General features: G+C 57.5%; 17 protein-coding genes. 6 read left to right on the top strand and 11 right to left on the bottom strand.

The window, feature by feature from the left end; translation table 11 throughout:
- Positions 1–561: 561 nt before the first annotated feature.
- The 4 genes from efeB to putP all read right to left on the bottom strand — a co-directional run bounded on the left by efeB (position 562) and on the right by putP (position 5,602).
- Positions 562–1,860 carry an iron uptake transporter deferrochelatase/peroxidase subunit gene (efeB, locus tag ACJ8PL_RS12460; protein WP_016927332.1) on the bottom strand — a complete coding sequence of 433 codons (1,299 nt, stop codon included), beginning with the start codon at positions 1,858–1,860 and terminating at the stop codon, positions 562–564.
- An 11-nt stretch (positions 1,861–1,871) separates the two neighbouring features.
- On the bottom strand, positions 1,872–3,008 hold the full coding sequence (gene efeO / locus ACJ8PL_RS12455) for an iron uptake system protein EfeO (RefSeq protein ID WP_016927331.1): 1,137 nt from the start codon (positions 3,006–3,008) through the stop codon (positions 1,872–1,874).
- 20 nt (positions 3,009–3,028) lie between these two features.
- Positions 3,029–3,874, bottom strand: a complete 846-nt coding sequence (gene efeU / locus ACJ8PL_RS12450) for an iron uptake transporter permease EfeU (RefSeq protein WP_016927330.1) — start codon at positions 3,872–3,874, stop codon at positions 3,029–3,031.
- Positions 3,875–4,117: 243 nt separating this feature from the next.
- Positions 4,118–5,602 (bottom strand): sodium/proline symporter PutP, encoded by a 1,485-nt coding sequence (gene putP, locus ACJ8PL_RS12445; RefSeq protein ID WP_015378228.1) that lies wholly within the window; start codon positions 5,600–5,602, stop codon positions 4,118–4,120.
- A 570-nt stretch (positions 5,603–6,172) separates the two neighbouring features.
- On the opposite strand from putP, the gene putA reads away from it, so the two are divergent.
- Positions 6,173–10,144 carry a trifunctional transcriptional regulator/proline dehydrogenase/L-glutamate gamma-semialdehyde dehydrogenase gene (gene putA / locus ACJ8PL_RS12440; protein ID WP_049299138.1) on the top strand — a complete coding sequence of 1,324 codons (3,972 nt, stop codon included), beginning with the start codon at positions 6,173–6,175 and terminating at the stop codon, positions 10,142–10,144.
- A gap of 324 nt (positions 10,145–10,468) precedes the next feature.
- On the opposite strand, the gene tcyN is transcribed toward putA, so the two are convergent.
- The 7 genes from tcyN to ACJ8PL_RS12405 form a co-directional block, all read right to left on the bottom strand.
- Positions 10,469–11,221, bottom strand: coding sequence for an L-cystine ABC transporter ATP-binding protein TcyN (tcyN, locus tag ACJ8PL_RS12435; protein WP_015378232.1), 753 nt, complete (start codon positions 11,219–11,221; stop codon positions 10,469–10,471).
- Between the two features lie 3 nt (positions 11,222–11,224).
- The gene (gene tcyL, locus ACJ8PL_RS12430) at positions 11,225–11,887 is read right to left on the bottom strand and encodes a cystine ABC transporter permease (protein ID WP_016927326.1); all 663 of its coding nucleotides are present in this window, start codon (positions 11,885–11,887) and stop codon (positions 11,225–11,227) included.
- Entirely contained in the window at positions 11,887–12,687 is an 801-nt protein-coding gene (gene tcyJ / locus ACJ8PL_RS12425) for a cystine ABC transporter substrate-binding protein (protein ID WP_016927325.1), read from the bottom strand. The genes tcyL and tcyJ overlap by 1 nt, the downstream gene beginning before the upstream one ends.
- Positions 12,688–12,802: 115 nt before the next feature.
- On the bottom strand, positions 12,803–13,795 hold the full coding sequence (locus tag ACJ8PL_RS12420; protein WP_048794696.1) for a D-cysteine desulfhydrase: 993 nt from the start codon (positions 13,793–13,795) through the stop codon (positions 12,803–12,805).
- 125 nt (positions 13,796–13,920) lie between these two features.
- Positions 13,921–14,430 (bottom strand): flagella biosynthesis regulatory protein FliZ, encoded by a 510-nt coding sequence (gene fliZ / locus ACJ8PL_RS12415; RefSeq protein WP_004934751.1) that lies wholly within the window; start codon positions 14,428–14,430, stop codon positions 13,921–13,923.
- A 54-nt stretch (positions 14,431–14,484) separates the two neighbouring features.
- Complete coding sequence (locus tag ACJ8PL_RS12410) at positions 14,485–15,207, bottom strand: RNA polymerase sigma factor FliA (RefSeq protein ID WP_274984961.1); 723 nt, start codon at positions 15,205–15,207, stop codon at positions 14,485–14,487.
- Positions 15,208–15,389: 182 nt separating this feature from the next.
- The gene (locus ACJ8PL_RS12405; RefSeq protein ID WP_147880014.1) at positions 15,390–16,442 is read right to left on the bottom strand and encodes a flagellin N-terminal helical domain-containing protein; all 1,053 of its coding nucleotides are present in this window, start codon (positions 16,440–16,442) and stop codon (positions 15,390–15,392) included.
- A gap of 281 nt (positions 16,443–16,723) precedes the next feature.
- Between ACJ8PL_RS12405 and fliD the strand changes: the two genes are divergently transcribed.
- The 5 genes from fliD to ACJ8PL_RS12380 all read left to right on the top strand — a co-directional run bounded on the left by fliD (position 16,724) and on the right by ACJ8PL_RS12380 (position 22,088).
- Complete coding sequence (gene fliD, locus ACJ8PL_RS12400; RefSeq protein WP_239441942.1) at positions 16,724–18,124, top strand: flagellar filament capping protein FliD; 1,401 nt, start codon at positions 16,724–16,726, stop codon at positions 18,122–18,124.
- A gap of 26 nt (positions 18,125–18,150) precedes the next feature.
- Positions 18,151–18,561 carry a flagellar export chaperone FliS gene (gene fliS, locus ACJ8PL_RS12395; RefSeq protein WP_239441944.1) on the top strand — a complete coding sequence of 137 codons (411 nt, stop codon included), beginning with the start codon at positions 18,151–18,153 and terminating at the stop codon, positions 18,559–18,561.
- A complete protein-coding gene (gene fliT / locus ACJ8PL_RS12390; protein WP_016927319.1) occupies positions 18,561–18,929 on the top strand; it encodes a flagella biosynthesis regulatory protein FliT in 369 nt (122 codons plus the stop codon). Before fliS ends, fliT begins: the two co-directional genes overlap by 1 nt.
- A 308-nt stretch (positions 18,930–19,237) precedes the next feature.
- Positions 19,238–20,086, top strand: coding sequence for a helix-turn-helix transcriptional regulator (locus ACJ8PL_RS12385; protein WP_028128106.1), 849 nt, complete (start codon positions 19,238–19,240; stop codon positions 20,084–20,086).
- Between the two features lie 706 nt (positions 20,087–20,792).
- Positions 20,793–22,088, top strand: a complete 1,296-nt coding sequence (locus ACJ8PL_RS12380) for a hypothetical protein (RefSeq protein WP_079449839.1) — start codon at positions 20,793–20,795, stop codon at positions 22,086–22,088.
- Positions 22,089–22,124: the final 36 nt, after the last annotated feature.

Genomic DNA, 22,124 nt, shown 5'->3' with positions numbered 1-22,124 from the left:
CGCGGACTGCATCAATAAACGTGGAGTAAAAAGCGATGAGATTCGGTAGCGATAAGAGTGCGGAGTTGCCGGTAAAAGAGAGTCGGAGAGAGAACCCTCGTTACAACGAGAAATCAGGGGAGATGTGTTATTTTTTCTTTCCAGCCCAACCAAGGACTTTACCATTAGCGATCCCCGCAGTGATATTTACAGCTTCAAGCTGTGCACCGTGTGAAAACTACCGCCAGATGATTACAGTATAATGACATTCAATCCCACGGCGTTACTAAAATGTAAAAAAATTTAATATTTTTTGTTTTCAGTTAACGCTAAAACACTATATCACGCCCAAGACGTCATTCCATAGAAAATTATAATCAATAAATATCAATGCATTACAATTAAAACCCGCGAATGACACTTTAGTTTCCCGATTAAATTTTGCGCAATCAAAAACAGCATGACTGCGTGTTTTTTAATCTGCCGGCAAAGCATTGAATTGCGTTTCATCGTTCACTGCCCCCTGCAGCGGGTAAGACAAACGTAAAACGAGGCGGAAGATCCCGCCTCGTCATTCCTGCTTCAGGCCTTGAGCAGGCCGCTGGCCAGATAATCGCCGCCCTCTTTCACGCCCGGCAACACGAAGAAATACCCGCCGCCAATCGGCTTGATGTATTCCTCCAGCGCTTCGCCGTTCAGCCTTTTTTGCACCGTCAGGAAGCCTTTCTCCAGATCGGCCTGATAGCAGACGAACAGCAGCCCCATTTCCAGCTGCCCGGCATTGGAGACGCCAAGGGAATAACTGTAGCCGCGCCGCAGCATCAGGTTGCTTTGGCTTTCCGGCGTGCGAGGGTTAGCCAGCCGGATGTGCGCATCCATCGGGATCACCTTGCCGTCGGGATCGTTCGCGTAGTCCGGCTCGTCATGTTCATGCTGCATGCCCAGCGGCGCCCCGCTGTGCTTCTCGCGGCCGAAGATGGTTTCCTGCTCCTGCAGCGGCGTGCGATCCCAAAACTCGACGCGAAAACGAATAATGCGCGCCGCCTGATAGCTGCCGCCGGCCGTCCACGCCGGCTCGCCGACGTTGTCGCCGACCCACACCACCTTATCCATCAGCGGTTTGTCGTCGGTTTTCGGGTTGGCGGTGCCGTCTTTGAAACCCAACAGGTTGATCGGCGTCTCTTTGCCTTTGCTGCGCGCCGCGTGCGCGGAGATGAACCCCTCCCGCTTCCAGCGCACGCTGAGCAGATCCGGCGAATGCTTAATGATGTCGCGCAGCGCGTGAATCACCGTTTCGTTGGTGTTGGCGCAGATCTGCAGCAGCAGGTCGCCGTGGCAAAGCGCGGCGTCCAACGCATCGTTGGGGAAGCGGGTCATTTTCTGCAACCGCAGCGGTTTTTGCGCCTGCAGACCAAAGCGTTCATCAAACAGCGATGCGCCGACCGACACGGTGATGGTCAGGTTGTCCGGGTAAATCTCCGGCCCCATGATGCCGGAATCGAGCGGCGGCAGCTTGGCGTCCACCTCCGGCGCCTTGCCACCGTGAGTCAGGAAGGCGATGCGATCGGTCAGCAGCCGGAACAGGCGCTCCAGCCCCGCTTTGTCGGTCGCCAGCACATCGAACGCCACCAGCATCATCGCCGCCTGTTGCGGCGTCAGCACCCCAGCCTGATGGCGGCCATAAAACGGCTGTTTCTGCCAGCGCTCATCCTGCGGCGTCGCCAACGGCTCCGCCGCGTTGCCCGCCGCCTGCGCCAGGCGGCTGCCGCCCAGCGCCAGCGCGCCCAGCCCCAGCCCTTGCAGCAAACGGCGTCGCGAAGGCGATGCCGCCCCCTGCGATTGCGGATGCGGCCCGTTATGCGGGCCTGCCTTGTTGCTCATAACCGTATGCCTCAGTCCAGACCCAATACGCCGCGCAGCTGGGAAAGATCTTCCGCCAGCGTGGTGATCGGCCCTTTCAACGCATTGCGATCGGCATCGGTCAGCTTCTCATAGGACTCATAACCCTCTTTGGTTTGGTACTTCGCCAAAATGGTGTCCACGGTTTTGAAGTTGGCGTCGATCTTGTCCAGCAGCGGCTTATTGGCCTTAACCAGCAGCGGGCGCAGCAGATTGACTATCTTTTGCGCGCCGTCGACGTTGGCCTGGAAGTCCCACAAATCGGTGCGGCTGTAACGGTCTTCTTCACCGCTGATCTTGCTGGCCGCCACTTCTTCGATCAGCCCGGCTGCGCCGCCCACCACCTTGCTCGGCGGGAAGGTCAGTTCACTCACGCGTTTTTGCAGCTCAACGGTGTCGTGATACAGACGATCGGCATATTTGCCCATGTCTTTGGTCGAGTTGTCGGCAAACAGCGCCTTCTCCAGACGGTGGAAGCCGGTGAAGTTCGGGTCCGCCGCTTTCTTCTCGTAGTCGTCTTCGCGGGCGTCGATGCTGCCGTCCAGATCGGAGAACAGCTCGGCGATCGGCTCGATGCGCTCATAGTGCTGGCGGGTCGGCGCATACAGCTTGCGCGCCTGCTCCACGTTGCCGGCCTTCACCGCGTCGGTAAACAGCTTGGTCTGTTTCACCAACCCATCGACTTCTTTGGTGACGTAAACCTTGTATTCGGCGATCGGGCCAACCAAGTCCAGCGCGTTCGGCTTGCCGTCGGTGGCGCCGTTGGCCGCTGCGGTGACGATCAGTTTGCCTTTCGGATTGCTCAGCAGCCCGCAGGTCATGTCATATTCGCCCGCTTCCAGCGTGGCGGTCATTTTCTGGGTAAAGCCCGGCGCGATGTTCTCGCGCTCTTCCACCACCATCACCCCTTTCAGGATTTCCCATTCGACGTTTTTCTGGCTGGTGTTGTGCACCACAAACTGCGTCTTGCCGGCCGGGACCGTCAGCTGCATCGGTTCGCACTGCTTGTCGTTAACCGTAACCTTGACCTGCGGCACGTCCGCGGCCAAGGCGTCGAGGCTCAGCGCAAACGCCGGGATAGCCAGTAATGCTGCGTGCAACGCCTTGCGGCGAAATAACGGAGTAGACATACGAGATTCCCTATTAAACATTAATGATTGATTTTACGTTGCGCCGGGGCCGCTGCCGGCTCCGCGCGCTGCGGCAGGAAAAAGAAAATCAGCGCCGGGATCAGATACAGGAAGTAGACCGCCACTTCGCTGACCGTCGGCGCTTCCTGGTAACCGAGAATGCCTTCCAGCAGGGTGCCGAACAGCGAATGGGTCGACAGGGTGCTGCTGAAATCGAAGGCGATGTCCTGGAAGTGGTTCCATAGACCGGCTTCGTGGAAGGCGCGGATCGCCCCGGCGGCCAAGCCGGCGGCGACGAACAGAATGAACAGGCTGGTCCATTTGAAGAATTTGGCCAGGTGCAGCTTCACCCCGCCCCAGTAAATCATCATGCCCAGCACGATGGCGGCCACCAGGCCGAGCACCGCGCCGATCGGCGCCGCGGCGCCCACGTCTTGCTGAAACGCCGCCAGCAGGAAGAACACCGACTCCAGCCCTTCGCGCGCCACGGCGAAGAACACCATCGCCACCAGCGCCCATCCCTGCCCTTTACCGGCGCTGAGCGCCTGATCGATAGCCCCTTCCAGATGCACCTTGACCGATTTGGACACCTTACGCATCCAGAACACCATATAGGTGAGGATCAGCACCGCCACCACCGCCACGATGCCTTCGAACAGCTCCTGCTGCTTCTGCGGGAACTCGCCGGTGGTTTCATTGATGAAGATGCCGAGCGCCAGACACAGCGCCGCAGCGACAATTACGCCGATCCACACCGCGCCCAGCCATTGGCTGCGCTGCGTGCGCTTCAGGTAGCTGGCGATCAGGCTGACGATCAGCGCGGCCTCCAGCCCCTCACGGAACATGATAAGAAAGGGAACGAACATAACTAATCACCCCTGAAAAGACCGCGGCGGCAGAGCAAACCGGCTCGAAATGAGCCGCGGCGAGTATGTAAAGAAACGTAAAATACAACGAGAGTGATTATCATTCTGGCAAAAAGAAATACAAGAGGCGCAAGCGTGATTTTTTCTAATCAAATGTCGCCAGGTGTTACAGCTGAATGACGGGCAAACAGGCAAAAAGAAGGGGCGCTCTGCGCGCCCCTTGCCGACTGACATCGAACGGCGTTATACCGTTTTGTATTCGGCTTCCGCCTGATCGAAACGTTCGGTCATGGTTGAGGATGGCTGGCGGCCCATCAGGCTCACCACCACGATAGCCAGGCAACCCAGGATGAAGCCAGGGATGATTTCGTACAGGCCCAACCATTCGTACTGTTTCCAGACGATCACCGTCACCGCACCGACCAGCATACCGGCCAACGCGCCGTTGCGGGTCATGCGCGACCACATTACCGAGATCAGCACAACCGGGCCGAAGGCGGCGCCGAAACCGGCCCAGGCATAGCTCACCAGGCCCAGTACGCGGTTCTCCGGGTTGGCCGCCAAGGCGATGGCGATCAACGCCACCACCAGCACCATCACGCGGCCGACCCACACCAGCTCACGCTGGCTGGCGCCCTTGCGCAGGAACGCCTTGTACAGGTCTTCGGTGATCGCGCTGGAGCACACCAGCAGTTGGCAGCTCAGGGTGCTCATGACCGCCGCCAGAATCGCCGACAGCAGCACGCCCGCCACCCATGGGTTGAACAGCAACATCGCCAGTTCGATGAACACGCGTTCGCCGTTCTGCGACACGTTGCCGGCCTGATCCGGGTTATTGGCGAAGTAAGCGATGCCGAAGAAACCGACGGCGATGGTCCCGGCCAGACACAGGATCATCCAGGTCATGCTGATGCGGCGCGCGCTGCGGATGGTGCGGTGAGAATCAGCCGCCATGAAGCGCGCCAGGATGTGCGGCTGGCCGAAGTAGCCCAGGCCCCAACCCAGCAGCGACAGGATGGCGACGAAGTTCAGCCCCTTCAGCATATCGAGGTTGGCCGGGTTCTTCGCCTGGATCACCAGCATCGACGTATCGATGCCGCCGACGGCGAAGATCACGATCACCGGCGTCAGGATCAGCGCGAAAATCATCAGGCTGGCCTGTACGGTGTCGGTCCAGCTCACCGCCAGGAAACCGCCGATAAAGGTATACAGGATGGTCGCCGCGGCGCCGGCCCACAGGGCGGTTTCGTAGCTCATGCCGAAGGTGCTTTCGAACAGGCGCGCGCCGGCCACGATGCCGGAGGCGCAGTAAATGGTGAAGAACACCAGAATGACGATGGCCGAGATCACCCGCAGCAGCTTGCTGTTGTCTTCAAAACGGCTGGTGAAATAGTCCGGCAGCGTCAGGGCGTTATTGTTGGCTTCGGTATGCACGCGCAGCCTTCCTGCCACCAGCTTCCAGTTCAGGTAAGCGCCAATGGTCAGGCCGATGGCGATCCAGCTTTCAGAGATGCCGGAGAGGAAGATGGCGCCCGGAAGGCCCATCAGCAACCAGCCGCTCATGTCGGAAGCGCCGGCGGACAGCGCGGTCACCACGCTGCCCAAACTGCGGCCGCCGAGAATATAGTCATCAAAGTTATTGGTTGCCCGGTAGGCAAGCAGGCCGATCAGCACCATCCCGAAAATGTACACCAGGAAGGTCACCAGCATAGGTGTGCTCATTGTCATTTAATTCTCCACTTTCATTATTATTCGCGTTTCGCTCCGGCCATGCCGGCGCCGGTAAACCCACGCGCAATGCATTTCACTGGCCGCCGCGCCGGAACGTGGCGCAGCCTGCTAGCAAGTGCAGGTAAAATAGTTTCTGCCCGTAATTGTTGACCGTCGGTTATCCTAGATGAGCCTTTCATCAACCAACAAGATATTTAACAACAAAGTTACACAAAGTTTACCCTGCGTCACATTTACCGGGCTCAAAGGTTGCACTCACGACAAGCAAAATGAGTTGCACCTTGCTATTACCCTTATATACCGCAAGGTAAAGCGCTTGCGGCATCATAAACTCCGCCGCATTCGCTCAATAACGCAACATTCATGCCAACTGCCCGTGTTAAAAAATCGATGAAACTCACACTTCGCTCATCAGCCTGATTTAACAAGGTTGCACAAAGTTGCAACATGCAGGATATTGTCTGCATTCTTAACCCACACATCTCACGAACCTATCCCAACAGGCTTTCCGGCCTGCTGTTTGTCTAGCCTGATGGGATAGGTTCTAAACACAGGAGTTGGACAGGCATGGGCACTACCACAATGGGCGTGAAACTCGACGAGGCAACACGCGACCGGATCAAGAGCGCCGCGCAGCGCATCGATCGCACGCCGCACTGGCTCATCAAGCAGGCCATCTTTAATTACCTCGAGCGTCTCGAGAGCGGTACCGATATTCCTGAAATTCCAGCGCTGGCCGCAGCGGGCCAGCCTGAAGCGGACGACATTATGCCGCAAGCGCAGGAAGAGTCACACCAGCCATTCCTCGATTTCGCCGAACAAATTCTGCCTCAGTCGGTGACCCGCGCCGCCATCACCGCCGCCTATCGCCGCCCAGAGACCGAAGCGGTGCCGATGTTGCTCGAACAGGCGCGATTACCCGCCGATCTTGCGCAGGCCACTCACAAAATGGCCTATGGCATCGCCGAGAAATTGCGTAACCAAAAAAGTGCAAACGGCCGCGCCGGCATGGTGCAAGGCCTGCTGCAAGAGTTCTCCCTCTCCTCGCAGGAAGGCGTGGCGCTGATGTGCCTGGCGGAAGCGCTGCTGCGCATTCCGGACAAACCGACCCGCGATGCCCTGATCCGCGACAAGATCAGCAACGGCAACTGGCATTCGCACCTGGGGCGCAGCCCGTCGCTGTTCGTCAACGCCGCGACCTGGGGTCTGCTGTTTACCGGCAAGCTGGTGTCCACGCATAACGAAGCCAATCTGTCCCGTTCGCTGAACCGCATTATCAGCAAGAGCGGCGAACCGCTGATCCGCAAAGGCGTGGACATGGCGATGCGCCTGATGGGCGAGCAGTTCGTGACCGGCGAAACCATCGCCGAAGCGCTGGCCAACGCGCGCAAGCTGGAAGAAAAAGGTTTCCGCTATTCCTACGACATGCTGGGCGAAGCCGCCCTGACCGAAGCCGACGCGCAGGCCTACCTGGTTTCCTACCAGCAGGCGATCCACGCCATCGGCAAAGCCTCCAACGGCCGCGGCATCTATGAAGGCCCCGGCATCTCCATCAAGCTGTCCGCCCTGCACCCGCGCTACAGCCGCGCGCAGTACGAACGCGTGATGGAAGAGCTTTATCCGCGCCTGCTGTCGCTGACCCTGCAAGCACGTCAGTATGATATCGGCATCAACATCGACGCCGAAGAGGCCGACCGCCTGGAAATCTCGCTCGATCTGCTGGAGAAGCTGTGCTTCGAGCCGCAGTTGGCCGGCTGGAACGGCATCGGCTTCGTGATCCAGGCCTATCAGAAACGTTGCCCGTTCGCCATCGACGCGGTGATCGACATGGCGCAACGCAGCCGCCGCCGCCTGATGATCCGTCTGGTGAAAGGCGCCTACTGGGACAGCGAAATCAAACGCGCCCAGATGGACGGCCTGGAAGGTTATCCGGTTTACACCCGCAAGGTGTACACCGACGTTTCCTACCTGGCCTGCGCCCGCAAACTGCTGTCGGTGCCGAACCTGATCTATCCGCAGTTCGCGACCCACAACGCCCATACCCTGAGCGCCATCTATCACCTGGCCGGCAACAACTACTACCCTGGCCAGTATGAATTCCAGTGCCTGCACGGCATGGGTGAGCCGTTGTACGAACAGGTGGTGGGTAAAGTGGCCGACGGCAAACTGAACCGCCCTTGCCGCATCTACGCACCGGTCGGCACCCATGAAACGCTGCTGGCTTACCTGGTGCGCCGCCTGCTGGAAAACGGCGCCAACACCTCGTTCGTCAACCGCATCGCCGACGCCACCCTGCCGCTCGACGAACTGGTGGCCGATCCGGTCAGCGCCGTGGAAGCGCTGGCGGCCAACGAAGGCCAGATTGGCCTGCCGCATCCGCGCATCCCGCTGCCGCGCGAGCTGTACGGCGAGAAACGCGTTAACTCCAGCGGTCTGGATCTGTCCAACGAACAGCGTCTGGCCTCGCTCTCCAGCGCCCTGCTCACCAGCGCCAGCCATCCGTGGCGCGCGGAACCGATTATCGACGCCGAATTGGATCAGGGCGTGGAGCAGCCGGTGATCAACCCGGCCGAGCCGGGCGATGTGGTCGGCTACGTGCGTGAAGCCACCGAAGGCGAAGTCAGCCGCGCGCTCGACGCCGCCGCGGCCGCCGGCCCAATTTGGTTCGCTACGCCACCGACGGAACGCGCCGCGATCCTCGAACGCGCCGCCGAACTGATGGAAAGCCAGCTGCAAAGCCTGCTGGGCATTCTGGTGCGTGAAGCGGGTAAAACCTTCAACAACGCCATCGCCGAAGTGCGTGAAGCGGTCGACTTCCTGCACTACTACGCCGGCCAGGTGCGCGACGACTTCGCCAACGACAGCCACCGCCCGCTGGGCCCGGTGGTCTGCATCAGCCCGTGGAACTTCCCGCTGGCGATCTTCACCGGCCAAATCGCCGCCGCGCTGGCGGCGGGCAACAGCGTGCTGGCCAAACCGGCCGAGCAAACGCCGCTGGTGGCCGCGCAGGCGGTGCGCATCCTGCTGGAGGCCGGCATTCCGCAAGGCGTGCTGCAGTTGCTGCCGGGCCAGGGTGAAACCGTCGGCTCGACGCTGGTCAACGACGCCCGCGTCCGCGGCGTGATGTTCACCGGCTCCACCGACGTCGCCGGCATTCTGCAGCGCAGCATCGCCGGTCGTCTCGATCCGCAAGGCCGGCCGACGCCGCTGATCGCCGAAACCGGCGGCCTGAACGCCATGATCGTCGACTCTTCCGCCCTGACCGAACAGGTGGTGACCGATGTGGTGGCTTCCGCCTTCGACAGCGCCGGGCAGCGTTGCTCCGCGCTGCGTATCCTGTGCATTCAGGAAGACGTGGCCGAGCACACGCTGCAAATGCTGCGCGGCGCGATGGCCGAATGCCGCATGGGCAACCCGGAGCGCCTTTCCACCGACGTGGGCCCGGTGATCGACGCCGAAGCCAAAACCGGCATCGAACGCCACATCCAGGCAATGCGCGCCAAAGGCCGCAAGGTGTACCAGGCCGCCAAAGGCAGCGCGCAGGATGAAAAAGAGTGGGCGCGCGGCACCTTCATCAAGCCGACGCTGATCGAGCTCGACAGCTTCGACGAGCTGCAGAAAGAGATCTTCGGGCCGGTGCTGCACGTGGTGCGCTTCCAGCGCAACAATCTGGACGCGCTGGTCGATCAGATCAACGCCGCCGGTTACGGCCTGACGCTGGGCATTCACACCCGTATCGATGAAACCATCGCCCGGGTGACCGAACGCGCCAAGGTCGGCAACCTGTACGTCAACCGCAACATGGTCGGCGCAGTGGTCGGCGTGCAGCCGTTCGGCGGCGAAGGCCTGTCGGGCACCGGCCCGAAAGCCGGCGGCCCGCTGTACCTGTACCGTCTGCTGGCCAACCGTCCGGACGACGCGCTGCAACGTACGCTGCACCGCCAGGACGAAGAGCGCCCGATGGAAGCCACCGCGCGGCCGCAGCTGCTGGGCGCGTTGCAATCGCTGGAGAAGTGGGCGGTCACCAGCCAGCACGGCGAACTGGCGGCATTGGCGCAACGTTATGCGGAACTGGGCCAGGGCGGCACCGTACGTCCGCTGCCGGGCCCGACCGGCGAGCGCAACACCTATGCCCTGCTGCCGCGTGAACGCGTGCTGTGCCTGGCGGATAACGAAACCGACGCGCTGATCCAGCTGGCCGCCGTGCTGGCGGTTGGTAGCTGCGCGCTGTGGCCGGAAGCGGAACTGCAACGCAATCTGTTCCGCCGCTTGCCGAACGATGTGCAGGCGCGCATCGCCTTCAGCAAAGACTGGCAGCAGGACAAGGTCGAGTTCGACGCCGCCATCTACCACGGCGATGCCGACCAGTTGCGCACCCTGTGCGAGCAGATCGCGCAGCGCGGCGGCGCCATCGTCTCGGTGCAGGGCTTCGCCCACGGTGAAACCAACATTCTGTTGGAACGCCTGCTGATCGAACGTTCGCTGAGCGTCAACACCGCCGCCGCCGGCGGTAACGCCAGCCTGATGACCATCGGTTAACGCATCCTCAAGGCTGCACGCGTTGCAGCCTGATGGGCTTACCGCTACGCAAACCCTGCACGAGTGCAGGGTTTTTTATTGTCCGCAGGCCGACCTGCCGTTAGCGCCTTATTATCCTTACAGGGTGGGGCGTCGCTCATGGACGATAACATCATAGACGGATTACTCTGCTTGAAAGCCGCGTCAGAGCGCTACGAGACGCATTGACTTTCGGGTTCGGTAATATCCGGGATACGGCAGCCGCAGCGGATTTCTCGCCGCCGCCGCGCGCAATGAATTGTTGAAAGCACAGTGAATGCGGTCGGGGGAAACGCCCCCGACGCCTTATTGATTCCGGAACTTATCGAGGAATTGCTGGGTACGCTGATGCTGCGGATTGGCGAACAGCGCTTTGGCCGGACCCTGTTCGACGATGCGGCCGTGATCCATAAAGATAACCCGATCGGCCACGTCGCGAGCGAAGCTCATCTCATGGGTGACGATCACCATGGTGCGTTTCTCTTCCGCCAGTGAACGCATGGTATTGAGCACTTCCCCCACCAGCTCGGGATCGAGCGCCGACGTCGGCTCATCGAACAAAATCACCTCCGGCTGCATCGCCAGCGCGCGCGCGATCGCCACCCGCTGCTGCTGCCCGCCGGACAGCCGACGCGGATAAGCCGCCTCTTTGCCGCTCAGCCCCACCTTGGCCAGCAACGCACGAGCGCGCTGTTCGGCGCTGGCTTTCGCCTCGCCTTTAACGATAACCGGCCCTTCGATGATGTTTTCCAGCACCGAACGGTGCGGAAACAGGTTGAAGTTCTGGAACACGAAACCGACCTGCTGGCGCAGCGCGCGCACCTGATTTTTCTGTTTGCTCAGCGGCTTGCTGCCGTCGATCAGGATATCGCCGACGCGAATGGTGCCGGAATCCGGCTCCTCCAGCAGGTTGATGCAGCGCAACAAGGTGGTTTTCCCGGAACCGCTCGGGCCGATGATCGCCACCACTTCACCGGCGTCCACCGCCAGATCGATCCCATGCAGCACCGTCTGACCTTTGAACTGCTTGGTCAATTGCTTAACTTCAATGGCACTCATGCGTTACTCCTGATCCTGGCGATTAACGTGGGCTTCCAGACGGTTTTGCAGTGCGGAAAGCAGGGTCGCCATCACCCAGTAAATCAGCGATGCCGCCAGGTACATGGTGAACACTTCCAGCGTGCGCGAGGTGATGAGCTGCGCCTGGCGGAACAGTTCCGGCACCTGAATGGTGGCGGCCAGCGAGGTGTCCTTCACCAGGCCGATAAAACTGTTGCCCAGCGGCGGCAAGGCGGTGCGCGCCGCCTGCGGCAGGATCACCCGGCGCAGGGTTTGCCAACGGGTCATGCCGATGCTGGCGGCGGCTTCCCACTGCCCTTTGTCGATCGACGAAATCGCCGCGCGCAGCGTTTCTGAGGTGTAGGCGGCGGTATTGAGCGACAGGCCAATCAGCGCCGCCGGGAAGGGATCGAATTCAACGCCGAACTGCGGCAGACCGTAGTAGATCATAAACAGCTGGGCGATCAACGGCGTGCCGCGGAACAGCGACACGTAAATGCGCGACAGCCACGACAGCGGCCACAGCGGCGAAAGGCGCATCAGCGCCAACAGAAAACCGAGCAACAAGCCTAGCGCCATACCGCCCAGGCTCAGCTGCAGCGTCAGTATGGCGCCCTTCAATAAAAATGGCGCTGAATCCAGCGCCAGTTGAATACTTTCGTGCATTATTTAGTTACGTCCGCGCCAAACCATTTTTCGGAGATCTTCGCCAGCGTGCCGTCTTTTTGCATCTCGGCGATCGCCTGGTCAATCGCGGCCAGCAGCTCTGGGTTATTTTTGCGCAGCGCCACACCGGACTCCTGGCGGGAGAATGCCGGGCCGGCCACCGCCAGCGTATCGCCGGTTTTCTTCACCAGATCCAACGCCGCCAGGCGATCCACCAGAATGGCGTTGATGCGGCCAACGCGCAGATCCTGATACTTGGTCGGATCGTCGTCGTAGGTGCGCACGTCTACGCCCTGCACGTTCTCGCGCAGCCATTGCTCATAGTTGGTGCCCAGGCCAACGCCGACCTTCTTGCCCTTCAGGTCTTCCGGCTTGGTAATGGTGCCTTCGTTGCCCTTTTTCACCAGCGCCTGAATACCGGAAACGGTGTAAGGGGTGGAGAAGTCATATTTCTTCTTGCGCTCATCGGAGAGCGTCACCTGGTTGATAACCACGTCGATACGTTTCGAGTCCAACGACGCCAGCATGCCGTCCCACTTGGTCGGGTTCAGCTTGGCTTTCACGCCCAGATGTTCCGCCAGCGCGTTGGCGAAATCCACTTCAAAACCGGTCAACTTGCCGTCTTCACCCTGGAAGCTGAACGGCGGATAGGTGCCTTCCAGCCCGACGATCAGCGTGCCGCGCTGTTTCACCTGCTGCAGCAGATTGTCGGCGGCGTAGGTTTGAGTCGTCAAACCGGCGGCCAACGCAACGCCCACCACGCCCAACAACCATTGGCGACGAACTTTTGCAAACATCATAAACACCCCTGTATGTTGTTTATCTTTTTTGATATCAGCACTTTAACAGTGCAACCGCCCGCATAAAGGAATATAACCTTATAAATATAGTTCAAAATGGAATAACAAGCGGTATTTACACCTGCGGATGGTAGGCGAACAGCGCCGGCGCACCGCCGGTGTGAACGAACAGGATGGGCCCTTCGTCGCGGAAACGCCGCTGGGCAATGCCGTCGATCAAACCGGCCATCGCTTTGCCGGTGTATACCGGATCCAGCAACACGCCCTCCTGCTGCGCCAGCAGCTGCACCGCCGCCATGCCCTCTTCGTTCGGCATGCCGTACTGCGGCGCGAAATAATCGTCCCACAGCGCTATCGGTGCCAGTTCGTCGATATTCAGCGAACAGGCCAGGGCTTTCTGGATCTGCTCCACCTTCGGCAGTTGATCGATCACGGTGCGCGAGACCGTCACGCCAATCAGCTCGGTTTCAGGCAGCAGCTGTTGCAGCCCCACCGCCAGCCCAGCGTGAGTGCCGGCGCTGCCGGACGCCACCACCACCGAACTGAACGCCACGTTGCTGCGCCGGCTCTGTTCGGCGATTTCCAATGCGCACTGCACGTATCCCAGCGCGCCCAGGGCATTGGAGCCGCCCACCGGCACCACGTAAGGCCGGAAGCCCTGCGCCTCGAGGCGCGTCGCCAGTTCCGCCAGTTGCTGCTGCGGATCGTGCAGCGCTTCGCACATCACCACCTCGGCGTTGAACAGGCCGAGCAACAGGCGGTTGCCGTTGGTCAGGTAGTTTTCCGCACGGGTATCGATGGGGTTTTCCAGCAGCGCGACGCAGTGCAGGCCCAGTTTCGCCGCCACCGCCGCCGTCTGGCGCACGTGGTTGGATTGAATGGCGCCGGCGGTGACCAGCGTATCGGCGCCTTGTCGCAGCGCGTCGGCGGCCAGAAACTCGAGCTTTCTCAGCTTGTTGCCGCCCATGGCCATAGGAGTGACATCGTCACGTTTAAGGTAGATTTCGCGGCCGAGGTAATCGGAGAGACGGGACAGTTTTTCCAGCGGTGTGGCGGTGCCAACCAGATCCAGACGCGGAAATTGCGCCAGTTGTTGTTGCAGGTTCACTACTTCCCCCCAGGGAATCGAATATCAACATCTGATAACCGATAGATTTAGCAGATGTGAACTGAATAATCATCCTTTATCACGGGGGGATACGGCAGACCCCGGCCCAGCGGCCGGGGAAAGTCTCAGTAGCTGCGCTGCCAGGCGAGATACTGATCGTACTTGCGCAGCGCAATGCGGTAGTTGTTGTGCGCCGCGGTAGGCAGATCGTCGATGATGCGCTGATGACTGGCGCTGTTGGCGAATTTGTCCGCCGGGTAATTCCGCGCCACCAGCATTTCGTCCAGACGGCGCAACCGCACCACATACTCGCGAATGGTGCTGTGGCTCATCTCGGTCTGTTCGAACAGATACTGCTTGAACGCCATAATGTCGAAATAACTCGGGTGGCTGTTGCAGGAAATCTCGCTGCAAAAGCGGCACAGCGCGGTCAGCTCGTGCTGCACGTTTTGCCAGACCGCATCGTCGATCGGCTGATCCATGCGCGCGATGGCTTCTTTATTGATTATCTTGCCGCGAAACACCAGCGCCATGCGGTCCAACAGTTTGCCGCACTGGGAGCAATGGGTCTGGCTGTGCTTGTAATCTTTCAGGTAACGGCTAAGCGGCCGTTTCTTCAACAGTATTCCTGGCATAAGGGGCAGTCCGATTGTCGCATGAGTCATCGAGTTGGGGGCGGCGCTCCGCCGTCAGGTATCGTTCGCCAGCCGCGCACGCAGCCGTTTGATCGCCTGACTGTGCAGTTGGCTGACGCGGGATTCCCCGACGTCCAGCACGGCGCCGATCTCTTTGAGATTCAACTCTTCCTGGTAATACAGCGTCAGCACCATTTTTTCGCGCTCCGGCAACGCCTCGATGGCATCGATCACCCGCTGGCGCAGGCTGCCTTCCAACAGGTGATGCAGCGGGTTGGCCTCCTCATGCCCATCCAGCATCGGTTCCGCGCTCTCGCCATGCTCCTCGCGCCATTCGTCGTAGGAGAAAAGCTGGCTGTTATTGGTGTCCAACAGAATTTGACGGTACTCATCCAGCGAGATGTTCAGCGTCTGCGCCACTTCCGTTTCGCTCGCCGGGCGGCCGTAACGCTGTTCCAGTTGCCGCATCACCTGCGCGACTTCGCGCGCGTGGCGCCGCACGCTGCGCGGCACCCAGTCGCGGCTGCGCAACTCGTCGAGCATCGCGCCGCGAATGCGCTGCACCGCATAGGTGGTAAAGGCGGTTCCCTGTAGGGCGTCATAACGCTCAACGGCGTTTAATAGCCCGATTCCCCCGGCCTGCAGCAGGTCGTCAAGCTCCACGCTGGCGGGCAGCCTGACCTGCAGGCGCAACGCCTCGTGGCGCACTAACGGCACGTAGCGCAACCAGAGAGAATTTTTGTCCATCACGCCTTCGGCGGTATACAGATCGCTCACTATGTCTTAAACCTGCGGATAAGAGAGTCAGCGCTATTATGCGTAGGGGGCGAAATGCCAATCGGCAGAACAGTCGCACAAAACAGGCTTTATTTGCGCCATGTAATAACCGCGCGGGGCGCGAGCATAAAAAAACCCCGCCGAAGCGGGGTTTCTTTGCGACAGTTAATCGGGAGAGACGATTAACGCAGCAGGGACAGAACGTTCTGAGTAGACTGGTTAGCCTGTGCCAGAACAGAGGTGCCAGCCTGTTGCAGGATGTTGGCACGGCTCATGTTGGACACTTCGGTCGCGTAGTCAGCATCCTGGATACGGGACTGAGAAGCGGACAGGTTGTTCACGGTGCTGTTCAGGTTGTTGATAACAGAATCGAAACGGTTCTGTACCGCACCCAGGGAAGAACGCAGGCCGTCAACCTGTGCCAGCGCTTTGTCCAGGGTATCCAGTGGGTTTTTGATGGTAACATCGGCGCCTGCAGTTACTTTGCCGTCATCAGCAATAGTAGCGGCTTTGTAAGTTTTGGTGCCGTCAGCAGCGGTAGTCTGCACATAGTTAACTGCGTTGCCGTCTTTGTCTTTACCAGAAACCAGCGCTTCGCCTTTGGTTGCATCCAAGCCAGATGCTGCTGCGTTATAAGCCACATCTTTAGTAGCGCCCTTCACCATAGTGCCGTCGGTAACAGCAGCACCCACTGAAGGACCTTTGTCAGTCACGTTGAAAGTGTCCAGACCCAGTTGCTTGGAGTCGATTTTTTTCAGGTCGATATCGATGGTTTCGCCGTCGTTAGCACCAACCTGGATAGTCAGTTTCTGATCGCTGCTCAGCACTTTCACGCCGTTGAAGTCAGTCTGCTCGGAGATACGGTTGATTTCAGACAGACGCTGAGTGATTTCGTCCTGGATGGATTTCAGGTCGCTGGTGGAGTTGGAACCGTTCTGCGCCTGTACGGTCAGACGACGGATGTTCTGCAGGTTGTCGTTAACTTCGTTCAGTGCGCCTTCAGTGGTCTGCGCCAGAGAGATACCGTCGTTGGCGTTGCGGGAAGCCTGAGTCAGGCCTTTGATGTTAGCGGTGAAACGGTTGGAGATCGCCTGACCCGCAGCATCGTCTTTCGCGCTGTTGATACGCAGACCGGAAGACAGACGCTCAATCGCAGTGCCCAGAGAAGACTGAGATTTGTTCAGGTTGTTCTGCGCCATCAGAGACAGGCTGTTAGTGTTGATTACTTGTGCCATTGTTTGCTTTCCTTACGAGTCAGTTGCGTTCTTCGCAACACGGTTAAAAGGTTCGGGCTTGTTTGCCCACGGCGTCAACCACCGTCCCCTCAGGTATCGGCCCTCCCCTAACAACCTTTAGCAATTTTTTAAAATTTTTTGCGCCCGCTGCAATGGCGGAAATAACGCGGTTTTTCCCTCCTCTATTGCGCCATCGTTTTTTTGTTTTTTTCGGTAAACTTTTTCACCACTGGGCCGATAACGCGTAAAGCGAATAAAGTCATCATCAAGGAGAATTACTCATGGCAACGATCAGTTCATTAGGTCTCGGCTCAGGGCTCGACCTCAATGGCTTGCTGGATAAGCTGACCAAAGCGGAACAACAGCGTCTGACCCCTTACACCACCAAGCAATCCAGCTACAACGCCCAGCTGACCGGTTACGGCACGTTGAAAGGCGCGCTGGAAAAATTCGACAATCTCAGCAAAGAGATGGCGAAAGAAGATTTCTTCAAGGCCACCACCGCCACCGAACACGACGCCTTCAAGATCACCACCAACGCCAAGGCGGTACCGGGCAACTACGTGGTGGAAGTGAAAAACCTGGCGCAGGCGCAAACGCTGACCACGCAGGCGAAAGTCAGCGATCAAGGCGCTAAATTAGGCGCTGAAGGCGTCACCGACCGTTCCCTGACCATCACCGCCGGCAACCCGCCGAAAGAAACCAAAATCCCGCTCAGCGACGATCAAACCTCGCTGGTTGAGCTGCGTGACGCCATCAACGGCGCCAAAGCCGGCGTCACCGCCAGCATCATGCGCGTTGGCGACAACGATTATCAATTGGCGGTCAGTTCCTCCACCACCGGCGAAAACAACAAGATTTCCCTCCAAGTCGACAATGACGACAAACTGGGCGATATCCTGAACTACAACGCCACGCGCGGCACCTCCACCGCCATGAAGCAGACGGTCGCGCCGCAGGATGCGGAGCTGATGGTGAACGGCACGGCCATCAAACGCAGCACCAACTCGATCAGCGATGCCCTGCAGGGCGTCACCATCGATCTGAAAACCAAAACCAAAACCGATGAACCGCAACACCTGGTGATCAGCACCAACACCGCCGGCACCACCGACAAGATCAAAGAGTGGGTCGACAGCTATAACTCGCTGCTGGACACCTTCAACTCGCTGTCCAAGTTCACCCCGGTGAAAACCGGCGAAGCGCCAAACCCAACCAACGGCCCGCTGCTGGGCGACAACACCCTGCGCGGCGTTCAGTCGTCGATCAAAAGCGCGCTGAGCGCCGCCCAAGACAACCCGGAGTTGAAAGGCCTGGGCAACCTCGGCATTTCCACCAACACCAAAACCGGCAAGTTGGAAATCGACAGCGCCAAGCTGAAGAAAGCGATGGATGAGAAGCCGGATCAAGTCAGCAACTTCTTCGTCGGTAACGGCAAAGACACCGGCATGGCCACCGAGATCCACAACGAGATCCAGAGCTACATCAAATCCGGCGGCATCATCGAAAACTCGACCAAAAGCATCAACACCAACCTCGATCGCCTGAACAGCCAGATCACGACGGTCACCGCCAGCATTCAGAACACCATCGATCGTTATAAACAACAGTTCGTTCAGCTGGATACCATGATGTCGAAAATGAACGGCACCAGTAACTATTTGGCTCAACAGTTCAAGTAACCCTTTAACAAGGTAAAGAAAACAGCATGTATAACCGTAGCGGCACTCAGGCCTATGCACAGGTCAGTCTGGAAAGCGGCGCCATGAGCGCCAGCCCGCACCAGTTAATCGTGATGTTGTTCGACGGGGCGCTCAGCGCCCTGCTTCGCGCACGCATCCTGATGAACCAGGGCGATATCGCCGGCAAAGGCATGGCGCTGTCCAAAGCCATCAATATCATCGACAACGGCCTGAAAAGCGGCCTCGACCTTCAACAGGGCGGCGAGATCGCCGAAAATCTGGCGGCATTGTACGACTACATGAAGCGTCGGCTGATGCAGGCCAACTTGCACAACGACGAAGCGGCGATCGCCGAAGTGGTTAAACTGCTGGAAAACATCGCCGACGCCTGGCGCCAGATTGGCCCCAACTACCAACCTTCGCAGGACGCCGTGTAATGGAACGTCAACAGCAGCTGTTAGCCGCTTATCAACAAATTTACAGCCTGAGCAGCCAGATGATCGCGCTGGCGCAAACCGGGCGCTGGGAGGAGCTCGTCGAGCTCGAATTCGCTTACGTGACGGCGGTGGAAAAAACCGCCGCCTTTACCGGGCAAGCCGGCCCGTCCATGGCGCTGCAGGAGATGTTGCGCAATAAGCTGCAACAGATCCTCGACAACGAAACCGAACTCAAACGTCTGTTACAGCAGCGTATGGATGAGCTGAAAATGTTGATCGAACAGTCCACGCGCCAGAACGTGGTCAACAATGCCTACGGCCAGTTTCATGATCGTGCGCTGTTGCTGGGGGAACCACAGGTCCGATAAGATCGACAATACTGACGAAAATGGATTAAATAGCACTATGCGCTATTACTCTCGGGTTACGTTAGGATATTAATCTATGGCATTTGAATTATTCAGCTTATGGGTAATTGGTAAAATGCGCGCTTCGAGCCTGGCTCTCACTTTAATGGATAAACATCATCCCGACACGGACGTTTTCTGTTCAGCAGGAAATTGATTTTTGATAGATAAAACTCGCCGCTGTGTTTCACGGCCCATGGAAAAATGTTGCTCCAGCGCGGATCAAAGCGTAAAGATATTCCCAGATAATGGCTGCGAAATGAATATCGATGGAACGTACAATTAATCTCTGTCCTGGAATTGGCGCCTCAGCGCACATCATTCAGTATACTGAATTATTATTCCCTTCAGTCTATTTTGAGCAACCACATCTGTATCTGATACAACAAGGCCATAAGCGCGTACGCTGGCAACAACACGAAGTGGTCGCTCATCCCGGCGAGCTGTTGATTATCGATGGCGGGCAAACGGTGGACATTATTAACGGCCCGTCCGAAGACGGCGTATTCAGTTGCCAACTGCTGACCTGCGATCCCCTGTTGCTCACCGTCCAACCTCCGGCCGAGGAAACGCCGGCGCCGATGCCGTTCGATGCCGTCCTGGCGCTGCGCAACCTGCCCTGCGCTCTAAAGCACAGCTTTGAAACCACCGGCCTGGCGCTGACGCTGCGGCAACGCTTTCCTACCATCATCGTGCGGCACAAAATGCTGGAAATTCTGTTGTGGCTGGCCCAATTCGGCATTCGCTTTATTCACAACGAAGCCAAGGATCTGACGCAGCGCGTGCGCCGCTGCCTGGCGACCGATCCGCACAGCATTTGGACGGCGGCCAAAGTCGCGGAGAGCCTGTCGATGAGTGAAGTGATGTTGCGCCGCAAACTGTCGATGGAAAACACCGCGTTGCGCAACCTGATGATTGACGTGCGCATGAGTAGCGCGCTGGCCCTGCTGCAGTCGACCGACTGGCCGATCTCCGCCATCGCGCAACATGTGGGTTATGAAAGCGCCTCGCGTTTCGCCGAACGTTTTCGCAAACGCTTCGGTTTCGCCCCTACCGCCATTCGCGGTCATCAGAGAATAATGGAACCTGCCTTTGAACAGCATTACGGTTCCGGCTAATCAATGGCGGCAAACACGGCAATTTAGCCCGGATAAACGATGGCATCGCAATGATGTGGGCGTGCCGAGCAACCTATCTTGACGTATCCGCCAGCGACCGCTGGCACCTTTTCCTGGTTGTTCTCTTCTTGCCGCTGGCTATTTATCCCGCACAACCCACTGCTCGGTTCTCCACCAAAGCATTAAGTATTTTCCTATTTTGACCGACGCCTAAAATTTGCTTGCTATACTGCTTTTCTATCTGACTGTCTAAAGCGAGAACGTAAAAATGCGACAAAGGAACAACGTTAAAGCCAAGCTTAAGCAAGCTGGTGAAAAGCTGGTGCTTGCCAGCTGTCTCTTGTTGCTGCTTTATTACGCATTGCAATGGTCGTTGCTCCTCGGTGATTTTTAATTAATTTTATTTATTTATTTTATTACTGAATTAATTGCACCGGTGGCCTGTTTCCTGCTGCCACGGCAAATTCCGAGGGCCAATCGTCACTATCCCAAGCGCAAAACCCGCGCGACTTGATTAGCTCGTTAATTATAAGAATGACATATACTTGCAGTCTAATTCTATAACCCCCTGAATATACTACCCTTGCAGCTAGACCGTCCCACCTTCTTATTGTATGATAGCGCGCGGAAATACGCTGGTTTTTATAACTACTTTAATCTGAAGCCAGACGATGCCATATAGGATAAGTAACTTAGGGAATATAATGTGAATATATTAAGTTTTGTTTGGCTGGCTCTTGCTTTCGCCACTTTTTTCCTACACCACAGAACCATTTTCGCCCTGTTGATTCTTGCATCCATCTTTCAATCAAGCGCTATTATTAACACAGGGAGTAATAGCCTACCTATATTTTACTTTATCGAACTGGTTTTAATAACCCGGTTTTTTTTCACTTCAAAAAACAGCACATCCGTCTGGAACTTAAAACACCGGGTATTACTGCAATCGCTGGTAATAATTGTTCTTTTTTGGTTCTTCACCTATGCGTTAACCCACCTATTTGAAGGAGTAAGAGTTTATTCACCGGCTTATAGCTTTGAAAATAATTACGCCAAAAAAGGTATCTCGCTTGTGTGGGGCAATAACAACATCAAGCAACTGATTCTAATCACGCTGAACCTGATAACGCTGTATGTCATTTACGTCAAGCGGCGTGAAATCACGCCTGAATACGCACTGAAAACCATCATTTTCACGACGCTGGTTTTCTCCGCTTACTGTCTGATTTGGCTCCTTGCCAGGCCGCTGGCGAATGCGATTCAGATTTTGATGTATAACAGCATGCATAACGCCAATGCCATTTTTGAATCCAGACTGAGCGGTACCTTCGGTGAACCGTCATTCGCCGGTATCTTTATCGGCGCAACCATCGTGCCTCTTTTGGTTGCCAAGGGGTTGCGACTGAAGCTAGTGGCTCTATTGATGGTGCTGCTCTTGGTTAAAAACGGCTCTACATCGGGCTATTTTACCCTGCTTACGTCGCTGTGCGGCACATTCATTTTCAGTACGCGTTTTAGCCTGATACAAAAAGCTCTATTTTCTCTGGCTTTGGTCATCGTATCAAAGCTCACATTCATCTTTTTCCTGGAGAAAATAACCGATTACGCGGATAAAAAAGCGCAAACGATCTCTCACCTCGTGCGCTCCGCCTCCAACTACAATGCCCTTGAAATTATGTATAATACCTTTGGCTTGGGCGTCGGTATCGGTAGCGCAAGAATATCTTCTCTGCCTCTGTCCCTACTTGCTAACTTCGGAATATTGGGGACGATACTGTTAGTCGGTTTTATCGTATCCAAGCTTATTCGTTCGCAATATAACGTCGCCGGCAACGAAGCCCATTCCATGCTTAAATTTATGCTTTTCTCCGCATTTTTGGGCTCCTGCGCCGCCAACCCCGATTACTCTTACGGGTTCATTTGGGTTCTTATTTTCAGTTGCCTGTTGACAGGGAAAACACAGCCGTCACTGCCACGATCAACGCAACAGCGCGCGCTCTGACATCGGCAAGCGTCCCTTGGACCGCTTGCCACCACA

Origin of the sequence: Serratia sp. CY83965, assembly GCF_052166375.1 — a bacterium.
Taxonomy (GTDB): domain Bacteria; phylum Pseudomonadota; class Gammaproteobacteria; order Enterobacterales; family Enterobacteriaceae; genus Serratia; species Serratia marcescens.
Note: the sequence above shows the minus strand (reverse complement) of the source record. Positions and strands in the feature narration are given on the sequence as shown.